This window comes from Hymenobacter miniatus (assembly GCF_016427455.1).
GTDB classification, from domain to species: Bacteria; Bacteroidota; Bacteroidia; order Cytophagales; family Hymenobacteraceae; genus Hymenobacter; species Hymenobacter armeniacus.
This window is the reverse complement of the sequence record NZ_JAELXR010000008.1, coordinates 189,877-207,825: the sequence shown is the minus strand read 5'-3', so window position 1 is coordinate 207,825 and position 17,949 is coordinate 189,877. Positions and strand designations below refer to the sequence as shown.

Genomic DNA, 17,949 nt, shown 5'->3' with positions numbered 1-17,949 from the left:
GTTACTGGTTCGGTTCTGATTGGGCGGTGGCGGCTGCATCGGCTTGCAGCGCGGCAAAACGAGCCGCGAGCCGGGCGCGCGCCACAATGCGCTGCTCGGTGTGGCCGGTGGCCACAAGGCGGGCCCCCACCCGGGCTTCTACGGCACAGCGCAAAGTTGCGCCGTCGAGGGCATCAAAGGTAGCCGTCAGGACGAGGGTTTCGCCGGCGAAGGCCGGGGCGTGGTGCCGAATGGCGAGGGCCGTGCCAATGCCTTCTTCGTCGGCGTCCTTCATGTCCAACACAAACAAACGGGCGGCCCATTCCATCTCGCGGCCCAGCGCAAACGTGCCGAGCACCGCATGCACCAGGCCGCCCGTGGCCTCGCCAAAATCGGCAAAGTCTTGGGGCCGCACGGTGTAGCGGTGGGTTTTCACAGCGCCCGGGCCAAAAGGATTGTGCATGGCGGGGGCGCTATTTCAGTTTCAGGCGCGGGTCGGGGCTGGTGAGCTGAGTGGCAAAGTCGCCGGCCTCGTACTGGAAATGCGCCGTCATGGCCACCATGGCGGCGTTGTCGGTGCAAAACTGAAACTCGGGGATGAACACCTGCCAGCCTTGGGCGGCGGCTTCGGCTTCCAGGGCGGTGCGCAGGCCGGAGTTGGCGGCCACGCCGCCGGCCAGGGCCACTTGGGTGAGGCCGGTATCGGCGGCGGCGCGGCGGAGCTGGCGCAGCAGCGTGGCCACAATGGTGTGCTGAATGCTGGCGCAGAGGTCGGCCAGGTTTTCCGGCACGAAGTCGGGGTTGGCGGCGGTTTCTTTTTTCAGGAAATACAGCACCGCCGTTTTCAGGCCGCTGAAGGAAAAGTCGTAGCCCGGCATGGCGCCCACCGGAAAGGCAAACCGCTCGGGGTTGCCCTGGCGGGCCAGCTTGTCGAGGTGCGGACCGCCGGGATAGGGCAGGCCGAGCAACTTGGCGGTTTTGTCGAAGGCTTCGCCGGCGGCGTCGTCGATGGTTTGGCCGATGACGTCCATCTCCATCGCCGATTTTACCACCACCAGCTGCGTGTGGCCGCCGCTCACGGTGAGACAGAGGAAGGGAAACGCCGGCTTGGGGTCGCGGATGAAGTGGGCCAGAATGTGAGCCCGCATGTGGTTCACGGCCAGCAGCGGCTTATCCAGCGCCAGCGCCAGGGTTTTGGCAAACATCCCCCCTACCAACAAGGAGCCCAGCAGGCCGGGGCCCTGCGTGACGGCCACGGCGTCGAGGTCGGCTTTGGTGAGGCCGGCTTGCTTGAGGGCCGCCGTGACGACGGGCAGCATGTGCTGCTGGTGGGCGCGCGAGGCCAGCTCGGGCACCACGCCGCCGTATTGCTCGTGGACTTTCTGGGTGGCCACGACGTTGCTCAGCAGCTGGCCGCCGGCCAAAACGGCCGCGCCGGTGTCGTCGCAGGAAGACTCAATGGCGAGGATGATGGGATGCTCAGGCAAGGCGATGAATTATTTGGTAATGAAGGGTTCCGGCGGGCGAAGGCCGAGGCGTTGGAGGCAAGCCGCGAGGCAGCGCCCGCGGTTATCACAACAGGCAGCCGCCGTCGATGGATTTGCCGCGCAGGTCGATTTTTGGGCGGCGTACGTCCGGGCGGCGGGATTGAAAAGGCAAAGTTCGCGTTACGGACTGGAATTGGCCCGAAAGCGGCGAACCGCGGCCCGGCCGGGGTCGTTCCATTGGCCTGATAATTGGCTGAGTGCCTTGCCGGTTGGCGCAACCGGCCAAAAAAACGCAACTTTGCGGATTCACCCGCGTTTTTCGCGTTCAACTGTTCTGCTCCGGTGCGTCGTTTCTTCACCTTTCTGCTGAAAATACTGCTGGGCCTGGGGCTGTTGGTGGTGTTGGCCGTGGTGGGGGTGCTGCTGGCGCTGCGGGTGCCCAGCGTGCAAACCCGGCTGGCCCACGAGGCCGCCGAGGTGCTCACCCAGAAGCTGGGCCAAACCGTGACCATTGGCAAGGTGGACGTGCGGCCGTTCTCCCGCGTGCTGCTCGATGGCGTGCGCGTGCAGGACCGGCGCGGCGGCGAGCTGTTCGGCATCGGGCGGGCCGACGCCGACATCTCCCTGTTTTCGGTGTTCGACCCGCGGCACCTGCACATTGCCACCCTCACGCTGAACGAGCCGCGCTTCGTGCTGCGCAACCTGCCCGGCCAGCCCGACTCGACGACCCTGGACCAATTCATCACGTCGGTGAAGCGCTTGATTGGGCCTTCCACGGACACCACAAAATCGAAGCCGTTCGATTTTCAAGTGGGCAGCGTGGCGCTGCGCAACGGGCACTTTGCCATTGAGAAAGGCGACGTGCCGCGGGCCAAGACCTACGGCCAAAGCATCGACTACGACCACCTGCTGGTCGACAGCATCTACGCCGACGTGTCCAACATCCGGCTGGGCGACACGCTGGGCCTGCGCATCAGCCACCTGCACGCGGTGGAAACGCCCTCGCAGTCGCAGCTGCGCGAAATCACGGCCGACATGACCTACGGGCCGCACTTTTGGGAGTTCAAGAACCTGAGTTTGCGCGTGGGCCGCAGCCAGATTAAAGATTACGTGCGGTTTGAGTTCCGGGTGTTCACCAACTTCACCGACTACAACGACTCGATGAAGACCATTGCGCGCCTGCGCAATTCGGTGGTGTACTCGGACGACATCGCCAAGTTTGCCCCGCAGCTGTCGGAGCTGCACGAGTCGGTGGCGCTGTCGGGCGATGCCTCGGGCTACGTGCGCGATTTCAAGGTAAACAACCTCGACGTGCGCTATGGCAAGGGCACGCACATTGTGGCCAAGCGCGCCCACGCCGACGGCCTGCCCAATTACAAGGAAAGCTTCGTCGACCTGCGCCTGCTGCCCTCGGTGGTGCTGGCCAGCGACCTGAAGCACTGGCTGCCTGCCGCGGCCAACAAGTTTGTGCAGCCCCTGGGCCGGGTGAAGCTGCAAGGCCAGGTGCTGGGGTTCTACGACGACTTTGTGGCCAATGCCTCCTTCGACACGGCGCTGGGCTTTGTGGCCACCGACGTCAACCTGAAAACCAAAACCGACCTCACGCACGCGGCGTATTCCGGCACGGTGCGCAGCAATGCCTTCCAGCTGGGCAAGTTTTTGGGCGACGAATCGGTCATTCGGGACGTGACGCTGAACGGGCGCGTGGCCGGCGTGGGCTTCGTGCCGCCGCTTGCGCGGGGGCAGGCCTCGCTGTCCATCCCGGCCATCTGGTTGAACGGCTACCGCTACCGCAACCTGTCGCTCAACGGCGACTTCCACCAGCAGTCCTTCAGCGGCCACATCACGGCCAACGACCCCAACGTGAAGCTGGTGGGCGACGGCCACATCGACCTCGACCGCGAGCACCAGGACGTGGACATCAAGGCCAAAATCGAGCGGGTCGACCTGCGGGCGCTGGGGCTGATGAGCCAGCCGCTGGTCATCTCCACGACGGCCGACGTGAAATTCCGGGGCGTGCAGCTCGACTCCCTCATCGGGCACGCCTACCTGCGCAAGTCGCGCTTCTCGCTGGGCAAACAGCGCCTGAGCCTCGACACCCTCGATGTGGTGAGCACCCGCAACCGCCTGAACCAGCGCCGCGTGACGCTGCGCTCCGAGGCCGTGGACGCCAGCGTGGCCGGCGCCTTCAACACCTCCGACGTGGTGCGCGACGTGCAAACGCTGCTCACCGAGTACCGCCTCAACTTTGAGAGCAACGCCGCGGCCACGGCCGACTACTACCGCCGCAAGCGCCAGCGCGAATTGCCGGTGTACAAGATTGACCTGCGCCTGAACCTGAAGAAGCCCAACCCGGTGCTGGCGCTGTTTGTGCCCGAGCTGCGGGTAGCCAACGGCAGCCGCATTGACGGCTCGTTCCGCAACGGCGAAACGTCGATTTTCCAGCTGGGCGGCCACCTGGACAGCCTGAGCTACGGGCCGGTGCAGACGGTGAACAACGACTTCGACTTCCTCACCTCGAAGCTGCCGTACAAGGCCGACATTCTGGCCCAGGCCAGCGTGACCAGCGACCGGCAGGTGTTGCCGGGCCTGGGCAAGACCGAGAAGTTCATCGTGGAAGGCGTGTGGGACCAGCAGCGCATTAATTTCTCGACCTCGCTGGCCCAGACGGGCACCACCAACAAAGCCACCATCAACGGCTCGATGGGTTTCCTGCCGCGGGCGGTGGAGGTGATTTTCCGGCAGTCGGCCATTCACCTGCTCGACAAGGACTGGACCATTGCGGCCGATAACTCGGTGACCATCTCAGACTACGGCCGCGAGTACGACGTGAAGAACCTGACCTTCAGCAACGGCGAGCAGTTTGTGGGCGCGCAGGGCTTCATTTCGCCCCAAGCCGACAAGCCGCCCTTGCAGCTGCAGGTGAAGGATTTTGAGCTGGCCACGCTGAACACCCTCACCGGCCAGCGGCTGGGCGGCCGCGTGAACGCGCAGGGCACCGTGAGCGGCGTGTACGGCCCGCTCACCATCAGCAGCACGCTGGGCGTGGACTCGCTGACCTACGACGGCACGCTCATTGGGCAGGTGGCCGGCCGCAGCGACTGGGACAACACGGCCAGCAAGCTGCGCGTGAACCTCGACGTGGCCCGCGCCGGCCAGTCGGTGCTCACCGTGCTGGGCGACATCGCCCCGCGCGACGACAAGAACCAGTTCAACCTCACTGGCACCCTCAACGACGCGCCCATCGTGCTGGCTCAGCCCTTTCTGGGCTCCATCATGAAAAACCTGGGCGGCACGGGCCGCGGCGAACTGCGCCTCACTGGCCTGTTTGGCTCGCCCAACCTGCTGGGCGCGGTGGACGTGAGCAACGGCCGCTTCACGTTCGGCTACCTGGGTACCACCTACACCTTTGCCGACCGCATTTCCTTCACCACCACCAGCATCAGCTTCCGCAACATCAAGCTGCGCGACGCCCTGGGCAACACCGGCACCGTGGACGGCATTGTGAGCCACCACGGCTTCAAGGACATGAGCCTCGACATTGCGGCCAGCTTCCGCAAGATGCAGGTGCTCAACACCACGCGCAAAGACAACGACCTGTACTTCGGCACGGCCTACGCCACCGGCACGGCCCGCGTGACGGGGCCCACCAACGACCTGAACGTGGTGGTGCGCGCCACCAGCGAGGCCGGCACCCGCCTCTCGCTGCCCTTCGACAAGGCCGCCAGCGCGGAGAAGGCCAGCTACATCAAGTTTGTGAACAACAACCCCGCCGGCGACACCGTGCTGCTGCGCAAGGCCAACCTGGTGGCCGCCCAGCAGGCCAAAGTCGACCTGTCGGGCATCACGCTGAACATGAACCTGACCGTGACGCCCGACGCCTACCTCGAAATCCTGCTCGACGAAAGCACCGGCGACGTCATTCGGGGCTCGGCGGCGGGGCAGCTGCGCATGGCCATCGACACGCGCGGCGAGTTCAACATGTTCGGGCAGGTTGAAATCGTGCGCGGAGCCTACAATTTCACGCTGCAGGGCCTGGTAAACAAGGAGTTTGTGGTGCGGCCCGGTGGCATCATTTCCTGGAACGGCGACCCGCTGGCCGGCGAGATGAATATCACGGCCACCTACACGCAGCGCACGTCGCTGGCCCCCGTGATTGGCAACGCTCAGCAAGGCGGCTCGGCCGTGGTGCCGGTGACGGCGGTGATGAACCTGAACGGCCCGCTGCTGCTGCCGGCCATTAAGCTCAACATGGAGTTCAACGACGCGCCGGGCGCGCTCCAGGCCCTGCTCACCAACTTCGTGACCCTGCTGCGCAACGACGAGCAGGAGCTCAACCGCCAGGTCTTCAGCTTGCTGGTGTTCAAGCAGCTGTCGCCGCTGGGCTCGTCGCTGGGCAGCACCATCTCGTTTCGCGGGCAGGACAACACCGTGTTCAACAGCCTGGGCCAAGTGCTGAGCACGCAGCTGGGCCTGCTCACTTCGCAGATTGACCAGAACCTGGAAATCGACTTCAACATCAACGGCATCACGGCCGAGCAGCTGCAGGCGCTGCAGGTGCGCCTGAGCTATTCCTTCCTCAACGGCCGCCTGCGCGTGACCCGCGAAGGCGGTTTCACCAGCAACGCCAACATTGTGGGCCTGCCCAATACCGGCAGCAACACCGCCGGCCAAGCCTCGCTGCTCGGCGACCTGAGCCTGGAATACTACCTCCGGCCCGACGGTAAGTTCCGCACCAAGCTGCGCTACGAAACCACCCCGCGCGACCTCGAAACCATCAACCAGCCGCGCGCGGGCCTGTCGCTGCTGCACACGGAGCAGTTCAACACGTTCAGCGAGCTATTTACGCGGAAAAACCCCAGGAAAAAGGAGCGCCAGACCCAAAAAGCCCGCGAAGGCCGGGAAGTGCTGAACGTGGACGAAGACCCGCGCACCAACCTGTAGCCAACGCCGGTAAAACGGCAATTTTCTTTGCCATTGCGGGCGCTGCGTGCGCATGGCGGCTGGCAGCTTTCTACCTTTGTTTTTCCATGCCTCAAGTTCACAAGAAAAAATTAGGCTCCTACCCCACCTTGCTCGTGGTGTTCAGCATCACGCTGGCCTTGGTGGTCATCGGCTTGTTTGGCCTGCTGCTGGTGCACGCGCACAAGCTCTCGGAAGTGGTGCGCGAAAACTTAGAAGTGCAGGTGTACCTCGACCGCGACCTGCCCGAAACCGAGCTGCTGCGCCTGCAGCAGGACCTGGGCCAGCTGCCCTTCGTGGCCGAGCGCGACGGCAAGCCCCAAATTCGCTTCGTGAGCAAGGAAGAAGGCGCCCGCCAGCTGCTGCAAAGCACCGGCGAGGACTTCCGCCAATTCCTCGGCGACAACCCGCTGCGCGACGCTTACGCCCTTAAAATCAAGCCCGAATACACCGACACCATGCACCTGCGCCAGCTGGAGCGCAGCGTGGCCACCCAGCGCGGCGTGTTTGAGGTGCAATACCCGCAGGACCTGTTTGCGAGCATCAACAACAACCTGACCCGCATCAGCCTGGTGCTGCTGGGCTTTGCGGCGGTGCTGGTGCTGGTGGTGGTCATCCTGATTAACAATACCATCAAGCTGGCGCTGTTTTCGCAGCGGTTTCTCATCCGGTCCATGCAACTGGTGGGCGCCACCCGACTCTTTATCCAGCAGCCGTTTTTGCGGCGCGCTACCTGGCAGGGCCTGGCCAGCGGCGTGCTGGCGGCGCTTATCCTCATTGCGTTGCTGCAATACGCCTACCTGTCGGTGACCGAGCTACGACTGCTGCGCGACGATGTAAACCTCGGCTTGCTGCTGCTGGGCGTCATCGTGCTGGGCGTGGTCATCGGCTTTTTCAGCTCGGCGCGCGCCGTGCACAAATACCTCAGCATGTCGCTCGACGACTTGTACTAATTTTTAGTTGTCCGTTGCTGGATGTCAGTTGTCAGTCCAAAAAAAGACGCGAAACCTGAAAACCTAACAACTGACAACCAACAACTAATACCTACTTATGCAACCCACCAAACCCGCTCCGCACTTTGCCTTCGGGCCCCGCAACTTCCGCCTGATGTGGATTGGCCTGGCCGTGCTGGCCGCCGGTTTCATCACCATGATGTTTGGCGACAAGGATAATTACGGCGAAGACTTTGTGGGCATCACGCTGGGGCCGTTGCTGCTCGTGGCCGGCTTCGGCATCGAGTTCGCCGCCATTCTGGTGCGCGATAAAACGCTGGCCGCGCCGCCCGCGCCGCCCGCCCCTACCTCGGTGCCCGGCCTCACCCAGGAAATTGGCGCTACCCCCGCCGCGCCGGCCGCCCCGGCTTACAAGCGCCTGTAATCTAGTGATTGGTGTTCGGTGGTTAGTGATTGAATGTCCGGCCATTAACCACTAATCATTACCCACTAAGCACTAAAAGATGACCTATTGGCACGCGCTGCTCCTCGCCATTGTGGAGGGGCTGACTGAGTTTTTGCCCGTTTCCAGCACCGGGCACATGATTATTGCTTCGGCGCTGCTCGGCATTCCGGCCACGCCGTTTTTCAAGCTGTATCTGGTGGTCATTCAGTTAGGGGCGATTCTGTCGGTATTTGTGGTGTATTGGAAGCGCTTTTTCCAAAGCATCGACTTCTACCTGAAGCTGTTGGTGGCGTTTCTGCCCATTGTGCTGGTGGGCCTGCTGTTCAAAAAACACATCGACGCGCTGCTCGAATCGGTGACGACGGTGGCCGTGATGCTCGTCGTTGGCGGCGTAGTGCTGCTGTTCATCGACCGCTGGTTTCCGCAGGAAGACCCCAACCAGGGCGGCCACCCGGTCACGAACCCGAGCTTTAAGGAAGCCCTGATGATTGGCTTGTTCCAATGTCTGGCCGTGGTGCCGGGCACCAGCCGCTCGGCGGCCACCATCATCGGCGGCCTTACCCAGAAGCTCACGCGCCGCGCGGCGGCTGAGTTCGCGTTTTTTCTGGCCATGCCCACCATGGCCGCTGCGGCCGTGAAGGACGTGTACGACTACTACAAAGAAGCCAAAGCGCAGGGCATCGACGTGGCGCACCTGTTCTCGGGCACCGAGCTGAAAATGCTGGCGCTGGGCAACGTGGTGGCCTTTGTGGTGGCCTTGTTGGCCATCCGGCTGTTTGTGGGCTTTGTGGCGCGCTACGGCTTCCGGGCCTTTGGCATCTACCGCATCATTGCGGGCGGCATCTTGTTGATTATGCTGGCCCTGAACCTTCCCCTGAACGTGCTATGAGTACCAAAAGCCTGGCCGATTTCGATTTTGAGACGGGCGAAGTCCTGCTGCTGGACAAGCCCCTCACGTGGACCTCGTTCGACGTGGTGCGCAAGGTGAAGAATGCCCTGCGCATCAAGAAAATTGGCCACGCCGGCACCCTCGACCCCCTGGCCACCGGCCTGCTCATCCTCTGCACCGGCAAAAAGACCAAGGAAATCGACCTCATTCAGGCCCAGGAAAAGGAATACACCGGCACGTTCCGGCTGGGCGAAACCACGCCCAGCTTCGACCTGGAAACGGCCGTCGACATGGCCCGCCCCTACGCCCACCTCACCGAAGAGCAGATTCGGGAAGCCGTGACGCCTTTTCTCGGCGTCATTCAGCAAACGCCGCCGCTGTTTTCGGCCGTAAAGATTGACGGCAAGCGGGCCTACGAAATTGCCCGCCAGGGCTTAGAAGCCGAAATCAAGTCGAAAACCGTCGAAATCAAAACCTTCGAACTGACGCGCATTGCCTTGCCCGAGGTTGATTTCCGCATTGTGTGCTCCAAGGGCACGTATGTGCGCAGCCTGGCGCGCGACTTTGGCTTAGCGCTGGGCTGCGGCGCCCACCTCACGCGCCTGGTGCGCACGCGCATCGGGGAGTATCGGGTAGAGGACGCCTTTACGCTGGAAGCCATTCAGGCCCTGCGCCCGCCCCGGCCCGAAGAGGAAGGACGCGCCCGCCGCCCCGAGCGCCCCGGCACCGCGCCCAACCGCGCTGGCCTGCAGTATTTTGCCGCCCTACAGGCCGATGCACTGGCGGCCAAGGAGCACCAACCCACGGCTGCCGCAGCAGCCCCCGACGAGCCAACGGAGTAGAGACGCGTTTTCGCGTCTCGCCGTCCGCGCAGTTGGGGCGACGTTGGGTAGTCACGAGACGCGAATACGCGTCTCTACAGCGTTCTGGCGGTCAGCCAATACGTCGAAGCGGGCAGTTCAATGCCGCGGCCGTTACCTTCGCGGCGCTGTTTACCTTCACTCATTCGCAACTCCGGCGCCCTCAATGCACGTCATCCGCGACCCGGCCCAGTTTCCGTTTCTTGGCAATGCCGTCGTCACGAGCGGCACCTTCGATGGCGTCCACGTGGGGCACCAGCGCATTTTGGGGCGGCTGCGCGAGGTGGCGCAGGCCAGCGGTGGGCCGTCAGTGGTCATTACTTACTGGCCGCACCCGCGGCTGGTGCTGGGCCCGCCGCCCTCCCACCCCGAGCTGCTGGAGCTGCAGTTGCTCAACACCCTGGAGGAGCGCATTGCCAAGCTGGCCGAATTCGGCGTCGACTACCTCCTCATCGTGCCCTTCACCCGGGAATTTGCACAGTGGACCTCGGAAGAATACATCCAGAACCTGCTGCTGAAAACCGTGGGCGCCAAGCAATTGGTCATCGGCTACGACCACCGCTTCGGCAAAAATCGGGAAGGGGGCTTCGACTACCTCAGCCAGAACGCCGACCGCTACGGCCTGACCGTGGAAGAGATTCCGCGCGAAGACGTGGACGCGGTGGGCGTGAGCAGCACCCGCATCCGGCAGGCGCTGCGGCAGGGCGACGTGGCCACGGCCAACCGCTACCTGGGCTACCACTACCCCATCACCGGCTTGGTGGTGCACGGGCAGAAATTGGGCCGCACCATAGGATACCCCACTGCTAACCTGGCCATTACGGAGCCGCTGAAGCTGGTGCCGGCCCGCGGCATTTACGCCGTGTGGGCCGGCACGGCGGCGGGCACGCGGCACCCGGCCATGCTGGCCATTGGGGTGCGGCCCACGATTGGCAAGGATTTGGAACAGACCATTGAGGTGAACTTGCTCGACTTCAGCGGCGATTTGTATGACCAGCTGCTGACGCTGGAGTTTGTGGCCTGGCTGCGCGCCGAAGAAAAATACGACGGTCTGGACGCGCTAATGGCCCAGTTGGCGTTGGATGCGCAGGCCACGCGCGCGGCGCTGGCGTAAGCTTCTACTTATTGTATTCCACCTTATTCATTATGAAATACTTCCGCTTATTTGCAATAGGCTGCGTTTTCCTGCTTACCTCTCTCGCCGCGCAAGCCCAGGGCAAGCTCACGGGCGTGGTGCGCGACTCGGCCACCAACGAGCCTCTGTCGTTTGCGAGCGTGTTTCTGGCCAATACGACGCTGGGGGTGACCACCACGGAGCAGGGCACGTTCGTGTTCCCGAAAGTGCCGGCCGGCACCTACGACGTGGTGGGCTCCTACGTGGGCTACCGCCTGGCCAAGCAGAGCGTCACCATCGGCCGCGAGCCGCAAGAAGTAACCCTGAAGCTGGGGGCCACCGGCAACCAGTTGGGCGAGGTGGTGGTGAAGCCGGCTGCCAACAAGCCCGAGGAATACCAGAAATTCTCGAAGCTGTTTTTGGGCGGCAGCACGTTTTCGGCCCAGTGCCGCATCAGCAACCCCGACGACGTGCTGGTGCTCTACGACGACTCGACCAAGGAGCTGACGGCCCACGCCAAGGAGTTTGTGCAGATTGACAACGAGGCCCTGGGCTACCGCCTGAAATACTACGGCCTGCAGTTTTCTTCCAACGACGACGACCGGTCGGTGTTTTACTACGGCCAGCCCGTGTTTGAGGAATTGAAGCCCAAAGACGAGCGCCAGCGCAAGCTCTGGGCCGCCAACCGGCTGACGGCTTACAAAGGCTCGTTCATGCATTTTCTGCGCAGCGTGTACAACGACCGGCTGAAGGCCGAAGGCTTCTACACGCAGCAAATCAGGGTGTTTGACAACCCCCGGTACGTGCGGGCCGAGGAGCAGCGCAAAGCCCTGCTGGCCAGCAAGCCCAACGGCCCCTACACCGCCGCCGAGCAGGACTCGCTGGACCAGTGGGATACGCTCGCGCCGGTGCTGGCCACCCTCAACCAGCAGCCGCTGCCCATCGACAGCATCCGGCGGGTGTCGCCGGGCGGCAAGCGCACGTTTCTGCGCTTCAACGGCGAGCTACAGGTGGCGTACTTTGGCGAAACCCCCGACCCGCTCTACAAGCGGCCCATGTCGCCGCTGGGCTACCCCAAGCCGCCTTTTCCGGCCGGCCCGCGGCAGGTGTCGCGGCTGAAGCTGCAGGGCCGCGAGGCTCAGTTTCAGGCCAACGGCACGCTGCTGAACCCCTTGGACGTGTTCAACGGCGAGTACTGGGGGTTTGAGAAAATCGGCGAGTTTTTGCCGGTCGACTACGTGCCCGGCAGCCTGCCGCCGTCCGTTTCTGCGGCCCGTCAATAATGCGGTGGGGCCTGCTGCTGTTGGTGGGAATGCTGGCGTGGCCCGGGGCAGTACGGGCCCAAAGCAGCCTGACCGGCGTGGTGGAAGACTCGCTTACGCACGCGCCGTTGGCGTTTGCCAGCGTGTTTTTGGCCAACACCACCATTGGCGTGACCACCACGGAGCAGGGCACGTTTGCGTTTCCCAATTTACCGCCGGGTAGTTACGAGGTCGTAGCGTCGTACGTGGGCTACCGGCTGGCCAAGCAGGCCGTGGTGGTGGGCAAGGGGCCGCTGCGCCTCGTGCTGGGGCTAAGCCCCACCGCCAACCGCCTGGGCGAAGTGGTGGTGCGCCCCAACCCCAACCGGCCCAGCGACTACCGAAAGTTTGTGGAGCTGTTTTTGGGCCAGAGCACGTTTTCGCGGCAGTGTCGCATTCGCAACCCCGACGCCGTGTTGGTCGATTTCGACCCGGACGAAAGCGTGCTGACGGCCACAACACCCAACTTTGTTGAAGTCGAAAATCAGACCCTGGGCTATCGAATCAAATACTACGGACTGCGCTTTTCGTGCAATTTTAAGCAGCACCTGCTCACGTTTTACGGCGAGCCGGTGTTTGAAGAGCTGACTTCCAGCAGCAAAAGCCGGATGCGCACGTGGGAGGAAAACCGCAGCAAGGCCTACCTGGGCTCGCTGACTCACTTCCTGAAAAGCGTGTACGACAACCGGGTGGCCGCCAACGGCTTCCTCGTGCAGCGCCTGCGGGTGGTGCCTAATCCCAAAAAAGCCCTCATAGACAGCCTACGCCGGCAGCTGGTGCGCCAACGCTACCTGAAAGAACTAAGCCCGCCCCAGCTCGACTCCTTAAACACCTGGCGGGAAGTGCCCACGCATTTCTCGATGCTCTACACCGCGGCGCGGCCCATCGACAGCCTGCGCCGGCTGTCCGCCGACGGAAGCCGGGTCTTTTTGCGTTTTGCCGATTATTCGCAGGTGAGCTACCTGCGCGCCGGCCCCGACCCGCGTTACTTGGAGCTGCAGCGCCAGCTAGGCCCTCGCCGCCAGCTGCCTGCCGACCGCCAGGTGTCGCAGTTGCTGTTGCGCGAGCCCGAAATCGAGATTCAGCCCAACGGCCAATTGGCGAACCCGCTGGCCGTATTCACCGACGAATACTGGGGGTTCGAAAAAATGGGTGAATTTTTACCCGTCAATTACCTGCCGCCGGCTCCGGCGGCCTCGCCTTCCTCACCCACCCGATGATAAACAAAACCGTTCCGAACGCCCGGGAAGCCCTCCAGGGCCTGGCCGATGGCATGACGCTGATGCTTGGCGGCTTCGGCCTCTGCGGCATCCCCGAAAACTCGATTCAGGAGATTCTGCGCCTCGGCGTGACAAACCTGACCTGCATCTCGAACAACGCCGGCGTCGACGACTTTGGCATTGGCCTGCTGCTGCAAACCAAGCAGGTGCGCAAGATGATTTCGAGCTACGTGGGCGAGAACGCCGAGTTTGAGCGCCAGCTGCTGAGCGGCGAGCTGGAGGTGGAACTCATTCCGCAAGGCACGCTGGCCGAGCGCTGCCGGGCCGGCGGCGCGGGCATTCCGGCCTTCTACACCCCCGCCGGCTACGGCACGGAGGTGGGCGAAGGCAAGGAAAGCCGCGAGTTCAACGGCAAAATGTACCTGTTGGAAACCGCGCTGCACGCCGATTTTGCCTTCGTGAAAGCCTGGAAGGGCGACACCGCGGGCAACCTCATTTACAAGGGCACGGCCCGCAACTTCAACCCCATGATGGCCACGGCCGGCAAAATCACGGTGGCCGAAGTAGAGGAACTGGTGCCCGCCGGCGAGCTCGACCCCAACCAGATTCACACGCCGGGCATTTTCGTGCAGCGCATCTACCAGGGCGAGCATTACGAGAAGCGCATTGAGCAGCGCACGGTGCGGGCTGCGGTGTAAGGCAAATCCCAACGACTGATTGTATGCACGTTGCGCTGCGCACCCGTTTGCTTCTGCTGCTGCTGGTGTCGTTGCTGGCACTAGTGCCGGTAGCTTTTGGGGTGTACATCAACGAAACCAGCCCGCCGCCCACCACTGCCCGGCTGCCCGGCCGCTGCTCGCGCTACTGCGAAACGCACGGCTGCCCGCACGCCACGCCCGCCAACAGCCCGGCCTATTTCCGGCTGCGGCCGCTGTTTGTGGCCACCATTCGGGGGCTGATGAGCGGCGGCCGGGCGTGGTACGCGGCGGCTAATATTGGTTTTTACCTGGTGTTGGTGCCGCTGTTGCTGGTGGGCCTCACCTACGGGGCCCTGCGCAACGCGGTGCTGATTCGGCAACTCAAAACCCTGCCCCGTGGATAAGCTGCTGACCTGGGTTGCCCGCTTTGTGCAGTTTGCGTTTTGGTACTGCACCGATTTCATGGCGAACCTGGCCAACCGCACCCACACGTCCTACAACGAAACCAATACGTGGGTACTATTGCTGCTGATTCCGGGCTTGCTCGCGTTGTTGACGGGGGTGCGCATTGCCCAGTGGTTTCAATTGCGGCGCCTGGCCGCCCGCCGGCCCCCCCCGCTCCTTTCCTACACCTTAAACTGCCCGTTGGGTTCTTCCTTTTTTATGACTTTCCGCAAACATTCCCTCGCGCTGCTCTTGTTGCTGAGCGGCTACGGCGCCGTGGCCCAGGTGGCGGCGCCCGCCCGGAAAGCCCCGGCCCGCAAGGTCGTTGCCGCCAAGGCCATGCCCGCAACGGCCACCGTCGACCCGGCCGCAGCGCAGCGCATCGACCAGCTGCTGCGGGAATACACGGCCGCCAACCGCGTGCCCGGCGCCATTGCCTTGGTGATGCGCGACGGCAAGGTGCTGTACCGCAAAGCCGTGGGCCTCGATGACGTGGCGGCCCAAACCCCGCTGCGCACCGACGCCATTGTGCGCATTGCTTCCCAAACCAAGGCCATCACCAGCATTGGGCTGATGCTGCTCTACGACGAAGGCAAATTCCAGCTCGACGACCCTATCTCGAAGTACCTGCCGGCGTTCAAAAACCCCAAAGTCCTGGTGTCTTTCAACGAAAAAGACAGCACCTACACCACCGTGCCGGCCAAGAGCGAAATCACCATCCGTCAGCTGTTCACGCACACTTCGGGCATTGGGTACCCCATTATTGGGAGCAAGGAGGCGCGGGGCATTTATGCCAAAGCGCACATTCCGAGCGGCATTGGCACACCGGCGGGGTCCTTGGCCAAGTCGATGGACGCGCTGGGGGCCTTGCCGCTCATGCACCAGCCGGGCGAGCGGTTCACCTACGGGCTGAGCGTGGACGTGCTGGGCCGGCTGATTGAGGTGCTTTCGGGCCAGCCGCTGGACAAGTACCTGCGCGCCCGCCTTTTTGAGCCGCTGGGGATGAAGGACACCTGGTTTTACCTGCCCGCCGACCGGCAGGCCCGGCTGGCCCGGCTTTACACCGAGGATGCCAACCAGCAAACCGCGTTCATGGGCCCGCGCGACGGCATGATTCCGGACTACCCCAAGGCGGCCGGCACCTACTTCTCGGGCGGCGCGGGTTTGTCGTCGACCATCGACGACTACGCTCGCTTCTTGCAAATGCTGCTGGACAACGGCCGCTACAACGGCCGGCAGTTGCTCAAGCCCGCCACCGTGGCCCTGATAAGGCAGAACCAGATAGGCAACTTGAGCCAGGGCGGCAACAAGTTCGGCCTGGGCTTTAGCATTGTCACGGCCGAGAGCGCCGCCAAGCAGCCAGTTGGGCTGTCGGAGGGCTCGTATGAGTGGGGCGGCATTTTCGGCACCACGTATTGGGTCGACCCCAAAGCCAAGCTGGTAGCCCTCATCTACACCCAGAAATACCCCAGCGGCACGGCTCGCGACCTGGCCGACAAGTTCAAGACGGCGGTTTATCAGTCGTTTGTTGCCGGCTCTAAATAATGCAGTCCGTCGTGCTTCACGGCGCGCTGCACGACGGCCTTTTTTAGCTCATTCCCACCCCATTCATCCCCATCATGCTCGACAAACACGGCATCGCCAAACGAATTGCCCAGGAAGTAAAAGACGGTTCGTACGTTAACCTCGGCATCGGCATTCCCACGCTGGTGGCCAACTACATTCCGGCCGGCATCAACGTGGAGCTGCAGTCGGAAAACGGCCTGCTCGGCATGGGCCCCTTCCCGACGGAAGACCAGGTCGACCCCGACCTCATCAACGCCGGCAAGCAGACGGTGACCACGCTGCCCGGCTCCAGCATTTTCTCTTCGGCCGATTCGTTCGGCATGATTCGCGGCGAGCACGTGGACTTGACCATTCTCGGGGCCATGGAAGTCTCGGAGCGCGGCGACATCGCCAACTGGAAGATTCCGGGCAAGATGGTGAAAGGCATGGGCGGCGCCATGGACCTGGTGGCTTCGGCCAAAAACATCATCGTGGCCATGCAGCACGTGGCCAAGGACGGCAGCAGCAAGCTCCTGACCGACTGCACGCTGCCCATCACGGGCCTGCGCTGCGTGAAGAAAATCGTGACCGAGCTGGCCGTGCTCGACGTGACGCCCGACGGCTTTGTGCTGCGCGAGCGCGCCCCCGGCGTGAGCGTAGAGCAGATACAAGCCGCCACGGCCGGCAAGCTGGTGGTGCCCGAAGGCGAAGTGCCCGAAATGACGCTCTAAATACGGAGGCGGTATATAGCGGTTTGGGGTTGTGGAGGGCGTATCTTCGTAGCCTCTCATCTTCCTGATTCTATGCGCCGACTCCTACCCTTTTTGCTGCTGCTGGCCGGCCCGGCCCTGGCCCAGACTTCGCCCATCATCGACCGGACCGACATGCCCAATCTGACCACCGGAGTCGACTCGTTGCGGCTGAGCGTGGCCGGCCCGGTGCTGCCCGCTACGGCGCCGCCCCTTTCGCGCCGCGGCGCCAACCAAACCTGGAACTACGCTGCCCTGACGCCCACTTCACAGCGCGTCGAGACGTTCTTGCCGGCCAGCACGGTCACGGCCACCTCGGCGTTTTACCAGCTCACGTTTGGGACGCTCTTTGGGGGCGTGAACCGGGCCACGGTGGCGTCGCCGCAGGAGCTGCCGCTGGCGGCCGGCGGCCTGCTGCCCATCACCGATACGTACCAGTTTTACAACCTGACGGCGGCCGCGGCGGTGCAGCAGGATTTCCGCTCAGTGGGCTTTGGTGCGTCGCTGGCCGGCACGGCGGTGCCCGTCACCTACGTCAGCCAGGCGCAGCAGGACGTTATTTACCGCTTCCCGCTGAGCTACGCCAGCCCGGCCGATTCCAGCAATTCGTACTTCACCACGCCGGCGGCCACGGCCACGGTGGGCTACCTCAGCCAGAAGCGCAAGCGCGTGAACAAGCCCGATGCCTGGGGCACGCTCACCACGCCCTTCGGCACCTTCCAGACGGTGCGGGTGGTGACGCGCCTCGAAGACCACGACAGCGTGTCGGTGGGCGGCGTGAGCCAGGGTTTCGACGTGCCCGTGACCCGCGAGTACAAGTGGCTGGCCAAGACGCAGCATGTGCCGCTGCTCACCATCACCACGCGCGTGCTGGCCGGTCAGGAAACCATCACGGGCGTGGAATACCGCGACATCTACCGCCGCATCGTTCGCCTGGCCACCCGCGATGCGGCCACCGATGCAGCACTCAGTGCCTACCCCAACCCTTCGGCTGCCGGCACGCCGCTCACGCTCACGTTGCCGGCCGGCAGCGGGCCGCTCACCGTGTCGGCCACCGATTTGGTGGGGCGGCAATTATTCCGCTGCCACGTTGCAGTTCCCGGCAAGGTACTCACGCTGGGGCCCGACACGTTTGGCAGCTTTCGCGGCATGGCCCTGCTCACCGTGACCACGGCCCGCGGCACGGCCACGCGGCGCGTGGTGCGGGAGTAATTCCGCGGGTCCGACGCGAACAGCGCGTTTTCACACGAATATTTAATTATTTTTCTTTTCTTATTTAAATTGTGCGAGGTAATCACTCTTC

The 17,949-nt window shown here is 63.4% G+C and carries 15 protein-coding genes; 13 read left to right on the top strand and 2 right to left on the bottom strand.

Features of this window, described 5'->3' with window-relative positions; translation table 11 throughout:
- Nucleotide 1: 1 nt before the first annotated feature.
- Both JAO73_RS14305 and tsaD read right to left on the bottom strand, forming a co-directional pair.
- A complete protein-coding gene (locus tag JAO73_RS14305; protein ID WP_198977747.1) occupies nucleotides 2–442 on the bottom strand; it encodes a thioesterase family protein in 441 nt (146 codons plus the stop codon).
- Nucleotides 443–452: 10 nt separating this feature from the next.
- Nucleotides 453–1,466, bottom strand: coding sequence for a tRNA (adenosine(37)-N6)-threonylcarbamoyltransferase complex transferase subunit TsaD (gene tsaD / locus JAO73_RS14300; RefSeq protein ID WP_233169210.1), 1,014 nt, complete (start codon nucleotides 1,464–1,466; stop codon nucleotides 453–455).
- Nucleotides 1,467–1,808: 342 nt separating this feature from the next.
- Here tsaD and JAO73_RS23385 point away from each other — a divergent pair, with 342 nt between their 5' ends.
- The 13 genes from JAO73_RS23385 (at nucleotide 1,809) to JAO73_RS14235 (ending at nucleotide 17,858) form a co-directional block, all read left to right on the top strand.
- A complete protein-coding gene (locus JAO73_RS23385) occupies nucleotides 1,809–6,410 on the top strand; it encodes a translocation/assembly module TamB domain-containing protein (RefSeq protein ID WP_198977746.1) in 4,602 nt (1,533 codons plus the stop codon).
- A gap of 86 nt (nucleotides 6,411–6,496) precedes the next feature.
- Nucleotides 6,497–7,381 carry a cell division protein FtsX gene (locus JAO73_RS14290; protein ID WP_190927413.1) on the top strand — a complete coding sequence of 295 codons (885 nt, stop codon included), beginning with the start codon at nucleotides 6,497–6,499 and terminating at the stop codon, nucleotides 7,379–7,381.
- 97 nt (nucleotides 7,382–7,478) lie between these two features.
- Nucleotides 7,479–7,805, top strand: coding sequence for a DUF3098 domain-containing protein (locus JAO73_RS14285; RefSeq protein WP_198977745.1), 327 nt, complete (start codon nucleotides 7,479–7,481; stop codon nucleotides 7,803–7,805).
- 79 nt (nucleotides 7,806–7,884) lie between these two features.
- Complete coding sequence (locus JAO73_RS14280) at nucleotides 7,885–8,715, top strand: undecaprenyl-diphosphate phosphatase (RefSeq protein ID WP_190927417.1); 831 nt, start codon at nucleotides 7,885–7,887, stop codon at nucleotides 8,713–8,715.
- The gene (truB, locus tag JAO73_RS14275; RefSeq protein ID WP_198977744.1) at nucleotides 8,712–9,557 is read left to right on the top strand and encodes a tRNA pseudouridine(55) synthase TruB; all 846 of its coding nucleotides are present in this window, start codon (nucleotides 8,712–8,714) and stop codon (nucleotides 9,555–9,557) included. Before JAO73_RS14280 ends, truB begins: the two co-directional genes overlap by 4 nt.
- 184 nt (nucleotides 9,558–9,741) lie before the next feature.
- Complete coding sequence (locus JAO73_RS14270) at nucleotides 9,742–10,689, top strand: bifunctional riboflavin kinase/FAD synthetase (RefSeq protein ID WP_198977743.1); 948 nt, start codon at nucleotides 9,742–9,744, stop codon at nucleotides 10,687–10,689.
- Between the two features lie 32 nt (nucleotides 10,690–10,721).
- The gene (locus tag JAO73_RS14265; RefSeq protein WP_198977742.1) at nucleotides 10,722–11,972 is read left to right on the top strand and encodes a carboxypeptidase-like regulatory domain-containing protein; all 1,251 of its coding nucleotides are present in this window, start codon (nucleotides 10,722–10,724) and stop codon (nucleotides 11,970–11,972) included.
- A complete protein-coding gene (locus tag JAO73_RS14260) occupies nucleotides 11,972–13,210 on the top strand; it encodes a carboxypeptidase-like regulatory domain-containing protein (protein WP_198977741.1) in 1,239 nt (412 codons plus the stop codon). The genes JAO73_RS14265 and JAO73_RS14260 overlap by 1 nt, the downstream gene beginning before the upstream one ends.
- Nucleotides 13,207–13,908 carry a CoA transferase subunit A gene (locus JAO73_RS14255; RefSeq protein WP_198977740.1) on the top strand — a complete coding sequence of 234 codons (702 nt, stop codon included), beginning with the start codon at nucleotides 13,207–13,209 and terminating at the stop codon, nucleotides 13,906–13,908. Before JAO73_RS14260 ends, JAO73_RS14255 begins: the two co-directional genes overlap by 4 nt.
- Before the next feature lie 23 nt (nucleotides 13,909–13,931).
- The gene (locus JAO73_RS14250) at nucleotides 13,932–14,312 is read left to right on the top strand and encodes a hypothetical protein (RefSeq protein WP_198977739.1); all 381 of its coding nucleotides are present in this window, start codon (nucleotides 13,932–13,934) and stop codon (nucleotides 14,310–14,312) included.
- Entirely contained in the window at nucleotides 14,305–15,897 is a 1,593-nt protein-coding gene (locus JAO73_RS14245; protein WP_317191227.1) for a serine hydrolase domain-containing protein, read from the top strand. Before JAO73_RS14250 ends, JAO73_RS14245 begins: the two co-directional genes overlap by 8 nt.
- 74 nt (nucleotides 15,898–15,971) lie before the next feature.
- Complete coding sequence (locus tag JAO73_RS14240) at nucleotides 15,972–16,628, top strand: CoA transferase subunit B (RefSeq protein WP_198977738.1); 657 nt, start codon at nucleotides 15,972–15,974, stop codon at nucleotides 16,626–16,628.
- 72 nt (nucleotides 16,629–16,700) lie between these two features.
- Nucleotides 16,701–17,858 (top strand): hypothetical protein, encoded by a 1,158-nt coding sequence (locus tag JAO73_RS14235; protein WP_198977737.1) that lies wholly within the window; start codon nucleotides 16,701–16,703, stop codon nucleotides 17,856–17,858.
- The last annotated feature ends 91 nt before the right edge of the window (nucleotides 17,859–17,949 follow it).

Excerpts from the sequence above, each read along its gene's own strand:
- JAO73_RS14305 (WP_198977747.1), bottom strand. The coding sequence starts at position 442 with ATGCACAATCCTTTTGGCCCGGGCGCTGTGAAAACCCACCGCTACACC.
- JAO73_RS14290 (WP_190927413.1), top strand. The coding sequence starts at position 6,497 with ATGCCTCAAGTTCACAAGAAAAAATTAGGCTCCTACCCCACCTTGCTC.
- JAO73_RS14285 (WP_198977745.1), top strand. The coding sequence starts at position 7,479 with ATGCAACCCACCAAACCCGCTCCGCACTTTGCCTTCGGGCCCCGCAAC.
- JAO73_RS14280 (WP_190927417.1), top strand. The coding sequence starts at position 7,885 with ATGACCTATTGGCACGCGCTGCTCCTCGCCATTGTGGAGGGGCTGACT.
- truB (WP_198977744.1), top strand. The coding sequence starts at position 8,712 with ATGAGTACCAAAAGCCTGGCCGATTTCGATTTTGAGACGGGCGAAGTC.
- JAO73_RS14270 (WP_198977743.1), top strand. The coding sequence starts at position 9,742 with ATGCACGTCATCCGCGACCCGGCCCAGTTTCCGTTTCTTGGCAATGCC.
- JAO73_RS14265 (WP_198977742.1), top strand. The coding sequence starts at position 10,722 with ATGAAATACTTCCGCTTATTTGCAATAGGCTGCGTTTTCCTGCTTACC.
- JAO73_RS14260 (WP_198977741.1), top strand. The coding sequence starts at position 11,972 with ATGCGGTGGGGCCTGCTGCTGTTGGTGGGAATGCTGGCGTGGCCCGGG.
- JAO73_RS14255 (WP_198977740.1), top strand. The coding sequence starts at position 13,207 with ATGATAAACAAAACCGTTCCGAACGCCCGGGAAGCCCTCCAGGGCCTG.
- JAO73_RS14250 (WP_198977739.1), top strand. The coding sequence starts at position 13,932 with ATGCACGTTGCGCTGCGCACCCGTTTGCTTCTGCTGCTGCTGGTGTCG.
- JAO73_RS14240 (WP_198977738.1), top strand. The coding sequence starts at position 15,972 with ATGCTCGACAAACACGGCATCGCCAAACGAATTGCCCAGGAAGTAAAA.
- JAO73_RS14235 (WP_198977737.1), top strand. The coding sequence starts at position 16,701 with ATGCGCCGACTCCTACCCTTTTTGCTGCTGCTGGCCGGCCCGGCCCTG.